12 protein-coding genes are annotated in these 12,265 nt (G+C 67.0%); 6 read left to right on the top strand and 6 right to left on the bottom strand.

All coding sequences use genetic code 11. The features are described from left to right. Positions 1-99 precede the first annotated feature (99 nt). Positions 100-279 carry a hypothetical protein gene (locus O5K39_RS18170; RefSeq protein WP_271145007.1) on the bottom strand — a complete coding sequence of 60 codons (180 nt, stop codon included), beginning with the start codon at positions 277-279 and terminating at the stop codon, positions 100-102. Between the two features lie 169 nt (positions 280-448). Here O5K39_RS18170 and O5K39_RS18175 point away from each other — a divergent pair, with 169 nt between their 5' ends. Then, on the top strand, positions 449-1,927 hold the full coding sequence (locus O5K39_RS18175; protein ID WP_271145008.1) for a phospholipase D-like domain-containing protein: 1,479 nt from the start codon (positions 449-451) through the stop codon (positions 1,925-1,927). On the opposite strand, the gene O5K39_RS18180 is transcribed toward O5K39_RS18175, so the two are convergent. The 5 genes from O5K39_RS18180 to O5K39_RS18200 form a co-directional block, all read right to left on the bottom strand. Then, positions 1,924-2,658: an endonuclease/exonuclease/phosphatase family protein gene (locus O5K39_RS18180; protein WP_271145009.1), complete on the bottom strand. Its 735-nt coding sequence runs from the start codon at positions 2,656-2,658 to the stop codon at positions 1,924-1,926. The two genes, O5K39_RS18175 and O5K39_RS18180, sit on opposite strands and share 4 nt — an antisense overlap. Before the next feature lie 69 nt (positions 2,659-2,727). Beyond that, a complete protein-coding gene (locus O5K39_RS18185; RefSeq protein ID WP_271145010.1) occupies positions 2,728-3,420 on the bottom strand; it encodes a TPM domain-containing protein in 693 nt (230 codons plus the stop codon). After that, positions 3,414-4,163, bottom strand: coding sequence for a TPM domain-containing protein (locus tag O5K39_RS18190; RefSeq protein WP_271147188.1), 750 nt, complete (start codon positions 4,161-4,163; stop codon positions 3,414-3,416). Before O5K39_RS18190 ends, O5K39_RS18185 begins: the two co-directional genes overlap by 7 nt. Before the next feature lie 62 nt (positions 4,164-4,225). Beyond that, the gene (locus O5K39_RS18195; RefSeq protein ID WP_271145011.1) at positions 4,226-4,873 is read right to left on the bottom strand and encodes a LemA family protein; all 648 of its coding nucleotides are present in this window, start codon (positions 4,871-4,873) and stop codon (positions 4,226-4,228) included. A 74-nt stretch (positions 4,874-4,947) separates the two neighbouring features. After that, positions 4,948-5,871: a bifunctional methylenetetrahydrofolate dehydrogenase/methenyltetrahydrofolate cyclohydrolase gene (locus O5K39_RS18200; RefSeq protein ID WP_271145012.1), complete on the bottom strand. Its 924-nt coding sequence runs from the start codon at positions 5,869-5,871 to the stop codon at positions 4,948-4,950. Positions 5,872-5,964: 93 nt separating this feature from the next. Between O5K39_RS18200 and O5K39_RS18205 the strand changes: the two genes are divergently transcribed. The 5 genes from O5K39_RS18205 to rpoH all read left to right on the top strand — a co-directional run bounded on the left by O5K39_RS18205 (position 5,965) and on the right by rpoH (position 12,254). Next, positions 5,965-7,821, top strand: coding sequence for a pre-peptidase C-terminal domain-containing protein (locus tag O5K39_RS18205; RefSeq protein WP_271145013.1), 1,857 nt, complete (start codon positions 5,965-5,967; stop codon positions 7,819-7,821). A gap of 420 nt (positions 7,822-8,241) precedes the next feature. Then, entirely contained in the window at positions 8,242-9,327 is a 1,086-nt protein-coding gene (gene fba, locus O5K39_RS18210) for a class II fructose-bisphosphate aldolase (protein WP_271145014.1), read from the top strand. Between the two features lie 76 nt (positions 9,328-9,403). Continuing rightward, positions 9,404-10,411, top strand: a complete 1,008-nt coding sequence (locus O5K39_RS18215; RefSeq protein WP_271145015.1) for an RluA family pseudouridine synthase — start codon at positions 9,404-9,406, stop codon at positions 10,409-10,411. A gap of 67 nt (positions 10,412-10,478) precedes the next feature. Then, positions 10,479-11,171 (top strand): hypothetical protein, encoded by a 693-nt coding sequence (locus O5K39_RS18220; protein WP_271145016.1) that lies wholly within the window; start codon positions 10,479-10,481, stop codon positions 11,169-11,171. Positions 11,172-11,366: 195 nt separating this feature from the next. After that, positions 11,367-12,254, top strand: coding sequence for an RNA polymerase sigma factor RpoH (gene rpoH / locus O5K39_RS18225; RefSeq protein ID WP_271145017.1), 888 nt, complete (start codon positions 11,367-11,369; stop codon positions 12,252-12,254). Positions 12,255-12,265 lie beyond the last annotated feature (11 nt).

A 12,265-nucleotide genomic window follows, 5' to 3' on the forward strand; every position in this document is an offset into this window, starting at 1 on the left:
AGCGTCGGTCTCGGATCACGTCGTCCGCGGCCGGGGAGTCCCGCGGGAGCGAATGAACCCTAACGACTCATCGCCCGTCCGCAAAGCGCGCGACGCGATTCAGCAGCGTGAGGATGACTTTTGCGAGTCCGGATTCGCCGAGGACGGCGGACAGTCCTGGATGCGATGGACCTCGCGGTCCGGTGCCTTGGGCGGATGCATGTCCACGCCGAACTGCGACAGGGCGGCCGCGGCCAGCAGGGCGATGAAGCCGGCAAGCAATTCGATCAACGCCTGCATCGCCCTTCGCCTCTTGTTCCAACCCCTCGACGGGCTCGCTTATGCGCCCAAATTCGCCGCGAGACAAATCACCGATTGTTGGCGACGCGCTCGGCAACCGGAAGCCCATGGGATCGCAGACCTGGCGATACCGGGGGCACTTGTCACGGAAATCATGCATAGACGATCCATGCCGACGACCCGACCCGACGAAAAGGACAGCCTGCTGCGGCCGGGCGACACCGTCTGGCGCGTTGAGACGGCTGATCGGTTCGCGGTGCTGATGGAGAACGGCGTCTATTTCGACGCCCTGGCCTCGGCGATTTCCAAGGCCCAGAGGTCGATCGTCCTGCTGGGTTGGCAGTTCGATCCGCGCACCCGGCTGGACCCGCTGACCCGGGCCGGCGACCGGCAGGCCGAGATCGGGCATCAGCTCAGGAAGCTGGTGCGGTCCCGGCCCGACCTCGATATCCGACTGCTGATCTGGAAATCGCCGCTGCTGATCGCAGCCTCGCAAGGCTTCTATCCGCACAAGGCCCAGCGCTGGTTCAGGAAGCGGATGGTCGAGTTCCGCCTCGACAGCCCGGGCCCGATCGGTGCCTGTCATCACCAGAAGGTCGTGGTCATCGACGACCGGATCGCCTTCTGCGGCGGCGGCGACGTCTCGACCGACCGCTGGGATTCCGATCAGCACCTGGACGAGGATCCCCGCCGCTGCCAGCCCTCGGGCCTGTTCAGCGCCCCCCGGCACGAAACCATGTGCGTCATGGACGGGGCGGCGGCGCGGGCGCTCGGTGACCTGGCCCGCGAGCGATGGTTCAGGGCGACCTGGGAACGCACCGTCCCCGATGTCACCGACAACGACCCCTGGCCCGACGGCGTCGAGCCGGTCATGCGCGACGTTCCGATCGGCATTGCCCGCACCGAGCCGAAATGGGGCGGACGCGGCGAGGTGCGCGAGAACGAGGCCCTGCACCTGGCGGCGATCAAGCGGGCGAAGCGACTGATCTATATGGAGAACCAGTATTTTACCTCTCCGGCCATCGCCGAGGCCCTGGCGGCGCGGCTGTGCGAGGACGACGGACCCGAGATCGTGCTGGTCTCGACCGGCAACTCACCGAGCTGGTTCGACAAGATGACCATGGACACGGCGCGGTCGGAGGTCCTGTTCCGGCTGGAGGCGGCCGACCACAACCACCGCTTCTTCGCCTTCGCGCCGCGCACCCGTCGCGGAGCGCGGATCATCGTCCATGCCAAGGTGACGGTCATCGACGACGAGGCCCTGCGGATCGGCTCCACCAATCTGAACAACCGCTCGATGGGGCTGGACACCGAGTGCGATATCGCCGCCGCCCCGACCGACGCTGCCGGCCGCGCCGCGATCCGCGATTTCCGCCATCGCTCCATCAGCCATTTCCTGGGCATCACGCCCGAGGTCTTCGCGGCGGCGGAGGCGGTGATGGGCTCGGTCGGGCGCGCGATCGTCGACTTCGACACGGGCCGGATGGAGGTGCTGGGCGCGTCGCCGCCGTCAGCGGTCGAGCGCTTCATCGCCGAATGGCAGCTGGGGGATCCGTCGTCGTCGAGCAATGCCTGGCGACCTTGGAAGCGGCGCAATCCGTCGCAGCGCGGCCAGGGTGGTCAGCTGGATCGGCTGGGCAAACGCTAGCGCACGATCTCGAAATCGATCACCAGCGGCAGGTGGTCAGAGGCGATCCGGGCCAGCGGCGAGAACGGGGCCGTGACGGCTGTGACCCTGATTTCCGGGCTGACGAAGGCGTGGTCGATGCGGATGGCCGGAAAGCCCGACGGGAAGGTCTTCACCGTGTTGCGCAGTCCGAGTTGCCTCTGACAGTCGGCCAGCCGCCGCGTCAGGGTCTGGTACGGCCGGGTCAGCGATGTCGCGTTGAAATCGCCGGTCAATATCGTCGGCCCCGTGCAGCGCGGATCGCCCAGCCAGTCCTTGCCGGCCAGCGCCATCGCCTGAAGCCGCTGCTCGCGAGGCACCAGGCCCAGATGGGTGTTGATGACGTTCAACGTCGCGCCGTCGATCTCGATCGCGGCCCAGATCGCACCGCGCGGCTCCAGCCCCGGTATGCCCCGAATGGTCGGCAGGGCACCCTTTCGGATCAGGGTCTCGGGCCAGCGGGTCAGCAGCGCGTCGCCGTATTCCTCGGCCTCGACCCGCATGGCGGCGTTGAAGTGGACGCTCATCGACAGGCCGTCTGCGATCGACTGGGCCTGATCGACCATGCCCGTGCGTGCACGACCGACATCGAGTTCCTGAAGACAGACGATGTCGGGTTCGTACTCTGCGATGACGCCGACGATGCGGTTCACGTCCAGACGCCTATCCGTGCCGACGCACCGGTGGACATTGTAGGTCAACAGGCGGGGCATATCGGTCCTGTGATCGGCACGCGCGTCGTCTAGAGGATATCGCCGGACAAGGCGAGCGGCCCGTCGGGTTCAGATTTCGACCAGCCGGTTCGACAGATGATCAACCTCCAGCACCTCGGGCGGGAAATGCTCGGCCAGGACGGCTCCGACCTGAGCGATCGCGGTCTCGAAACCGTCGGCCGGCCGACCCGCGCGCAGGGCGATGGTCAGGGCATCAACAGCCTGAACCCAGACGGCGGCATCGACGCGCTCATGGATGCCGGCGTCAGCGACGATCTCGACCTGCCGATCCTCCAGCGCCGCGAAGATCAGCACGCCGGTTCTGAGCGGCGTGTTGTGCAGTCCGTGGGCCAGAACCTGCTGCATCGCCGCCCGCCGCACTCGGGCGCGACGCACCATGCGGGGCGTGACCACACGCCTGATCGCGGGGATGCAGGTCAGCAGGAAGACTACTGTGAAGACCGCAGCCTGAACCACCGCATAGGCGGCCAGGGCCCGGCCGACCGTGAGGTCGCGCGCGGCCATATGTGCCGACTCCCAGCTGTCGGCCACCCCCGGAACCCAGGCGGGATCGAACCCCAGCGGGATCAGCAGCATCGGCAGGATCAGCGCCGCCGCCGCCGCCCAGCCCAGACTGACGTCGCGATAGGAAGAGACGCGGTGGGCGAGCACGCAGAACACCTCGCCCGAGGTGTTCGTCTCGGCGGCGTTGATCGCCGCGGTGATCCTGGCGTGGTCGTCGCGGGTCAATGAGGTCACCATCCGCCCGATGCGCCCCCGCCGCCGAAACTGCCGCCACCGCCACTGAACCCGCCGCCACCGCCGAAGCTTCCGCCGCTGAATCCACCGCCCGATCGGCCGCCGCCACTCCGGCTCAAGGCGTCCAACGCCGTCCAGACCAGGATCGGCCCGACCCCACCGCGCCGCCTCCGACCCCCGGCCTTGGCCGCGCGCGCCAGGCCGATAACAATGAACAGGAAGACCAGTGCGACCACGATCATCGGCCCCACCGGAAACTCCGCCTCTTCGTCAGCCACCGCCGCCACACGCGCCTGGGCGGCCTCGGGATCGAGCCTCAGCTGGCCGTCGATCGCATCGACACCGGCGTTGATTCCGCGCTCGAACCCGCCGACCTTGAACGCCGGCAGGATGTCGTTCTGGATGATCTGGCTGGACAGGGCGTCGGTCAGGACGGGTTCCAGCCCATAGCCGACCTCGATCCGCACCTTGCGCTCTTCGGGTGCCACGATCAGCAGGACACCCTTGTCGGTCTCGGCAGCGCCGATGCCCCAGTGCCGGCCAAGCCGGTATCCGTAGTCATCGATCTCATAGCCTTGCAGCCCGGCCAGGGTGACCACGACCAGCTGCGCGCCGGTGTCCGTTTCCAGCGATGCCAGCTTCGTCGTCAGCGCCGCTTCGGCCTCGGGCGACAGGAGACGGCCTTCATCGACGACACGGCCGCTCAGCGCGGGGAAGGTCGGATCGGCCAGGGCTCGACCGGGCATGACGACCGCAAACAGCAGGCCGAGCAGCAGCGCCAGGACCGCCAGAGGTCTGGCTGCGAAACTCACTGGGCGGGCGCGGCGGTCGGTGCGGTTGCCGTGGGCCCGACATTGAAATTGACGGTCGGCGCAGTCTCCGCGCCCGGCGCCGCCACGAACAACTGCATGGGCTCCGACCCGGAGTGTAGCGTCTTGGCCCAGATCACATTCGGAAAGGTCCGCAGGGTGGTGTTGTAGTCCCGCACGGCCTCGTTGTAGTCGCGCCGGGCGATGGTGATGCGGTTCTCGGTCCCTTCGAGCTGGGACTGCAACTGCACGAAATTCTGGTTCGACTGGATCTGCGGATAGGCCTCGACCGTGGCCAGCAGGCGCGACAGGGCCCCCGACAACTGGCCCTGCGCCGCCTGGAAGGCCTGGAAGGCGGCGGGATTGGTCAGGGTCTCCGGCGTCACCGTCACCGAGGTCGCACGGGCCCGGGCCTCGATGACCTGGGTCAGGGTCGTGCGTTCGGCGATGGCCGCGCCCTGGACCACAGCGACCAGATTGGGAATCAGGTCGGCGCGGCGCTGATACTGGCTCTGAAGGTCGGCCCAGGCGGCTTGCGCCCGCTCTTCCTTCGTCGGGATGGTGTTGTAGCCGCACCCGGACAGGGACACGCCCGCCAGGACCGCGACCGCGATCGGTGCCGTCACCCGGTGTCTGAACTGAGCCATGGAAGCCTCCCCCGAAGAATTCCGAACGGCCTGACCCGCTCGCCCGCCGACTATCAGCGGATAAGCGTGACGCTTCAAGCGGCCAAGGGTTCCGGCTCGACACCCGCCGATCGACAGGCCGCCGTATAGGTGTTGGCCAGAAGGCAGGCGATGGTCATGGGCCCGACACCGCCCGGGACAGGCGTGATCCGGCCCGCGACCGCAACCGCCTCGTCGAAGGCGACGTCGCCGACGACCCGGGTCTTGCCCTCCGCCGCCTTGACCGGATCGCGCGAGGGGACCCGGTTGATGCCCACGTCGATCACGGCCGCACCGGGCTTGATCCAGTCGCCCCGGATCATCTCGGGCCGACCCACCGCCGCCACCAGGATATCCGCGCCGCGACAGATGGCGGCCAGATCGCGACTGCGCGAATGGGCGATGGTGACGGTGCAGTTCTCGCTCAGCAGCAGTTGCGCCATCGGCTTGCCGACGATGTTGGACCGCCCGACGATGACCGCGTTCAGGCCGGACAGATCGCCGAGCGCGTCCTTCAGCAGCATGACCGAGCCCAGCGGCGTGCAGGGAACCAGCCCCGGCAGGCCGACCGCCAGCCGCCCAGCATTGACGACGTGAAACCCGTCGACATCCTTGTCCGGATCGATGGCCGACAGCACAGCCTGGGCGTCGATGTGACCCGGCAGCGGCAGTTGCACCAGGATGCCGTGAATGCCGGTGTCGGCGTTCAGCGCCGCGATCATGGCCAGCAGATCGGCCTGACTGGTGGCTGCATCGAGCCGATGCGTGTCCGACCGCATCCCCGCCTCGCGCGTCCGCTCGCCCTTGTTGCGGACGTAAATCTGGCTGGCGGGATCCTCGCCGACGATGACCACGGCCAGACCCGGACGGACCCCATGATCGGCCGACAGCCGCGCCGCCGCCGCCGTGACGCGTTCGACCAGGCGTCCGGCGAAGGCCTTGCCGTCGATGATCGTCGCGCGCCCGTCGATTTCGGTCATTTCTCAGGGGTCCGTCAGGTTTCGTTCAGGTGCGGGCGATTTACAGTGGCCTCTGTTCGGCGTCTATGTGGCGGCGACATTCAGGGGGATTCCATGCGTCGCTTCGTCTTTGCCGCCACCGTTAGCGCGGCCGCCCTTCTGGCTGGGGGCGCGTTCGCCCAGTCGACGCCCCAGCTCCGCGTCGGTGGCGATGTGTCGGGCACTCTGGACGACGGGGACGGCACGATGGGCTCAAGTTTCGGGACCCCGGAAAATGTTGAGTACCGCTATGACGACTACAAGGTGAATGCGCGTCGCGGCCAGCGGCTGGAAGCCGTGATGCGCTCCGACGCCTTCGACGCCTATCTCCAGGTCTTTGCCGCTGGCCAGGAAGGCCTGGGTGGCCAATCGCTGGCCGAGGACGACGACGGACTGGGCGAAGGTACCCATTCGCGGCTGCGCTTCGTGGCTCCGGCCAACGGAACCTACACCCTGCGCGCCCGGACCCTGTCGGGACTGGAAGGCGGTGCCTACACCCTGTCGCTGGCCCAGCGCCGCCCGGCACCCCGCGCTCCGCGCCCGACCGGCATCCGCCTTGGCTCTGAAGTCCAGGGCTCCCTCTCGACCCGCGACCCGGAGGCCGAGGATGACGCCGGCCGTTATGACGCCTATGCCTTCCGCGCCGCCGAGGGCCAGAGGTTCGCCATCAGCCTGAACGCCGACGATTTCGATCCCGTAGTGCGCGTGGGTCAGATGACCGGCGGCTCGTTCGTCGAGAGCGCCTACAACGATGACGGCGTCGGGATCGAGCTGAACTCCTACCTGATCTTCACGGCACCACGGGCCGGCGAATACGTCATCCGCGCCATGGCGCTCGGATCCGATGGCCTCGGCGACTACACGATCAAGCTCGACAACGCTCCCCCGCCGCTGGCCGCCACGCCGCTGGCGATCGGATCCAGCGCCGAGGGCGAACTTTCCGCCGATGACGGTGTCAATGACGGCGGTGCCCGCGCCGACGCCTATTCCTTCACTGCGACGGCCGGTCAGCGAATCGACGCCACCCTGAACGCCGACGCCTTCGACGCCTATCTGGAGCTGTTCAACGCCGCCGGCGAAAGCATCGATCAGGATGACGACGGCGGGGAAGAGGGCACCAACTCGCGCCTGATCGCCACCCTGGCCGAGGCCGGAACCTATACGCTCCAGGTCCGCTCGACCGGCGACACCACGACAGGTGCCTACACCGTCGCCCTGGCCGAAGCCGCGCCGGAACCTGAGCCGACCGCCCTACCCTTCGCCACCGTCACCCAGGGCGAGATCGAAGCCGGCGGTGCCCGGGACGACGACGGGCGCGGCTATGACACCTACGTCTTCTCCGGTGCCGCAGGCGCGCGGGTCCAGGTCGTCATGCGTTCGGGCGATTTCGACGCCTACCTGCAGATTTCCAAGGCGGGAGCGTTCGAGCCTCTCGGCTCGGATGACGACGGTCTGGGCGAAGGCACCGATTCGCGCCTCAACTTCATCCTGCCCGAGACCGGCGACTATGTGATCCGCGCTTCGCCGCTCGGCTCCGAGGAGAAGGGCCTCTATTCGATCGAACTGACGGACCGTGGCCCCCAGCCCGAACCGGGCAGCATCCTGATCGGCGCCACGGCGCGCGGAACCCTGGACGACAGCGACGGCCTGGCCGACGACGGATCCTATTTCGACGCCTATGCGGTCCAGGTCGCGGAGGGCGACAAGCTGAACGTCACCCTGGTGTCCAACGACTTCGACGCCTTCCTCGACATCGGCCAGGACAAGGACGGCACCTGGACCAGCGTCGCGACCGACGACGACGGCCTGTCGGACACCCACGCCAAGGTCGAGTGGACGGTCGAGGAGGCGGGAACCTATGTCATCCGCGCCCGCAGCTTCGCCATGGGCCAGACCGGCGCCTATGCCCTGACGGTCGAACGCCGGCCCTAGACCGTGATCGGACGTGGCGGAATCGCAGCGCGGTTCCGCCGACAGCGCCGGGAGGATGATCGCCCTCCCCTATCCGCGCGTATGACCGCCGTGTTCAGTCGCCGGACACTGTCCGTTCGATCCCGTGGCCATGGATCCACACGGCGGTGTGCACCGTGACGAGTCACGACAAACTTCCTCCAGGCTCGGGAAGGGATCGACGCTCGAACAGCCCGTAAGGATGAGGCTTGCTCCAAAGGCCAGCAGCAGGCGCATCGTCGTCTCCAACGTGCTGGATCGCACGCGAACGCAGCCTGACGCGGTTGCGAAGAAGTCGCGCCCTTCGGTTTCTGACGCCCCGATCCTGTTACAATGCGTGACTCCGCGCGCGACCCTCGCTAGAGGTTTCGCCAAACAAAACAGACATCAGGGGTTCACATCATGGCGCGCATCACGCTGCGACAGCTTCTCGATCACGCGGCCGAGTTCGAGTACGGCCTGCCGGCCTACAACATCAACAACATGGAACAGGGTCTGGCGATCATGGAGGCGGCCGAGGAGGTCAATGCCCCCGTCATCATCCAGGCCTCGCGCGGTGCCCGGAACTACGCCAACGACATCATCCTGGCCAAGCTGATCGACGGCCTGGCCGAACTCTATCCGCATATCCCGGTCTGTATGCACCAGGACCACGGCAACGGCCCGGCGACCTGCGCCACCGCCATCCAGTACGGCTTCACCTCGGTGATGATGGACGGTTCGCTGGAAGAGGACGCCAAGACCCCCGCCAGCTATGAATACAATGTCGAGGTCACGCGCCGCGTGACCCAGATGGCCCACAGCTGCGGCGTCTCGGTCGAGGGTGAGCTGGGCGTTCTGGGCTCGCTGGAGACCGGCATGGGCGAGGCCGAGGACGGCCACGGCTTCGAGGGCAAGCTCGATCATTCGGCCCTGCTGACCGACCCGGACCAGGCTGTGGACTTCGTGCGCGAGACCCAGGTCGACGCCCTGGCCATCGCCATGGGTACCTCTCACGGCGCCTACAAGTTCAGCCGCAAGCCTGATGGCGAAGTGCTGGCCATGAACGTGATCGAGGAAATCCACCGCCGCCTGCCCGACACCCATCTGGTCATGCATGGATCGTCGTCGGTGCCGCAGGACCTGCAGGACATCATCAACCAGTACGGCGGCCAGATGCCCCAGACCTGGGGTGTGCCGGTCGAGGAAATCCAGCGCGGCATCAAGCACGGCGTGCGCAAGATCAACATCGACACCGACAACCGCATGGCCATCACCGGTGCCATCCGGAAGGTCTTCGCCGAGAAGCCCGGCGAGTTCGATCCGCGCGCCTATCTGAAGCCCGCCAAGGAGGCCATGCGCAAGGTCTGCAAACAGCGCTTCCAGGAATTCGGCTGCGAGGGCATGGCGTCGAAGATCACACCGCTGTCGACCGCGACCATGGCCAAGCGCTATGCCTCGGGCGAGCTGAACCCCCACTTCGGCAAGGCCGCCGCCAAGGCCGCCTGATTGCCCTGACTGTAACCGCCCACCGCGATCGGTGGGCGGGCTGTCCCGACGCGGCTGCACCGCCTAGTATCGCCTGATGCAGGATTCAGCTGACCACGACGACGAAGAGGTCGCTGCCCACCTGGTCGTCAGCATCGGCCCCGGGGTCAGCGGCCTGCGTCTCGACAAGGCCCTGGCCGATGCCGCTCCCGACCTGTCCCGCGCCCGCATCCAGGCTCTGATCGATGCCGGGGCCGTCAGTCGCGACGGACGCGTCCTGTCCAACGGATCGGCCAAGGCGGAGCCCGGCGACTACGACATCATCCTTCCGGCCCTGATTTCGGCGACGCCCCTGCCCCAGGCGATCCCGCTGACCGTCCTCTACGAAGACGCCGAACTGATCGTCATCGACAAGGCCGCGGGCATGGCCGCCCACCCGGCGCCGGGCACGCCGGACGGCACTCTGGTCAACGCCCTGCTGGCCCACTGCGGCGCGTCCCTGTCCGGGATCGGCGGCGTCGCCCGGCCGGGCATCGTGCATCGGCTGGACAAGGACACTTCGGGCGTCATGGTCGCCGCCAAGACCGACCGCGCCCACGCCGGCCTCTCGGCCCTGTTCGCGACACACGACATCGAGCGCACCTATATCGCCCTGGTGCGGGGCGCTCCGTCACCGGTCGTCGGCCGCATCCAGACCCGGCTCGGCCGGTCCTCATCCGATCGCAAGAAGATGGCTGTGCTCAAGGCCGGCGGGCGCGAGGCCATCACCGACTATGTGGTTCAGCGCGCCTTTGCCGTCCCCGCCAAGGCCGGTGCCGCCCCCCTCGCCGCCCGCGTCGCCTGCACCCTGCACACCGGCCGGACCCATCAGATCCGGGTGCATATGGCATCGAAGGGCTCGCCTATTCTCGGCGACGCCATCTACGGATCGGGCAGCGCCGCCCTCCCCGTCCGCACCGCCATCACCGAAGCCGGTCTGACCCGTCAGGCGTTGCACGCCTCTATCCTCGGCTTCGTCCATCCGGTCACCGGGGAACGACTGCGCTTCGAGACCGACCTTCCGTGCGATATGCGATCGCTGGAGTCGCTGCTCTCCTCGCTCTGATCGTCAGGTTCCGGGAGGGGCGTGGAGCCGCGTACACTGACATCATGCGAAGCCGAAGGAAGCGCGCATGAAGCTGATCCTCATTCTTGCAGCCGCATTGCCCGCCCTGTCGGGCCCTGTTTCGGCACAACAACCCTGGGAACTGGCGAGCACTGTGGAACAGGCCGTGGCGCGCGCCCTGGCCGACGCCATGGTGCATTCCCGATACGGCCAACCGACATGGGCAGGATTCGGCGTCCATGGCGGACGCGATATCTACTGGCACCTGGTCGGCCCCACATCCGACTCGCCCGGGCCCGTGATACGCCGGACCGGCTGGCTGGCCGTCGGTGGCAAGACCGGCTCGGTGGCGGTCTGCGGCGACGCGACGGAGATCAGGGCAGTCACGATTTCGGTCGGCGACCTCTGGCTAGACGATGACGCGGCGATGATGGCGGCGATTGCCGCGCGCGCGATGACCACCGACCTTGTGACATCTGTTGAGTTTCCTGCGGTTCAGGAGGGCGACGACCGAAACGGCTACTACGGCAACCTGTTGCGGGAGCGGACCGCCTATCGCCAATGGCGGATCTCTCGTCCGGACCATGCTCCGGCGGTCCTGACCGCCCGACGCGCCTGCACACCGCCGGGAACCCGCAGCGCCACCCAATGCTCGATGACCTGGACCCTGTATCGACGGCCGAACTACAGCCGGGATACGCAGCTACCGGCCGAGGACTGCCCGATCGGAGGCCGGAGTCGCGAAGTCAGTCTTGATTAAGGACGGACTGTTTGCTATAGGTCCTTGTCGGCGTGAGTGGCGCCGGGAACACGGTCACGCTTACGTGTGACGATCCGCCCCTACAATGTGCGGAAACCGATAGCCACTTGACCGGTTGAGGGGTGAGGACGCGGCGCGCATTCGGCGGTCGCATCCGAAGAGCCCGCTCGCATCACGGGTCGGAGGGACCACACTATGGCTGCACTGAAATCACTCGCGGTGATGTCGCCCGAACAGGGTCTGTCGCGCTATCTGACGGAAATCAGAAAATTTCCGATGCTGACCAAGGACGAGGAGTTCATGCTCGCCAAACGGTGGTCCGAGCATCAGGATTCCGAGAGCGCCCACCGTCTGGTCACGTCCCATCTGCGCCTCGTCGCCAAGATCGCCATGGGCTATCGCGGCTATGGCCTGCCGATCGGCGAGGTCATTTCCGAGGGCAATGTCGGCCTGATGCAGGCCGTCAAGAAATTCGATCCCGACAAGGGCTTCCGCCTGGCCACCTACGCCATGTGGTGGATCCGCGCCTCGATCCAGGAATACATCCTGCGCAGCTGGTCTCTGGTGAAGATGGGCACGACGGCGGCCCAGAAGAAGCTGTTCTTCAACCTGCGCAAGGCCAAGAGCCAGATTTCGGCGTTTGAAGAAGGCGACCTCCACCCCGAACACCTGTCGGCCATCGCCACCAAGCTGGGCGTGTCGGAGGAAGAGGTCACCAACATGAACCGTCGCCTGTCGGGCGACTCATCTCTCAATGCCCCGATCCGTTCGGACGGCGAAAGCGAGTGGCAGGACTGGCTGGCGGACGACACCGCCGTGTCACAGGAAACCGCCTTGGCCGACAGCGAGGAAAAGTCGCTGCGCATGGGCCTGCTTCAGGAAGCCATGGGCGAGCTGACCGATCGGGAGAAGCATATCCTGACCGAGCGCCGCCTGAAGGACGATCCTGTCACGCTCGAGGAACTGGCCGGAGAATATGGCGTCAGCCGCGAGCGCGTGCGGCAGATCGAGGTCCGCGCCTTCGAGAAGCTGCAGAAGGCCATGCGCGCCGCAGCCGAGGAACGAAACCTCATCGACGCCTGACGGCACCGCTT

The organism is Brevundimonas sp. NIBR10 (assembly GCF_027912515.1).
In the GTDB taxonomy this organism is placed as follows: domain Bacteria; phylum Pseudomonadota; class Alphaproteobacteria; order Caulobacterales; family Caulobacteraceae; genus Brevundimonas.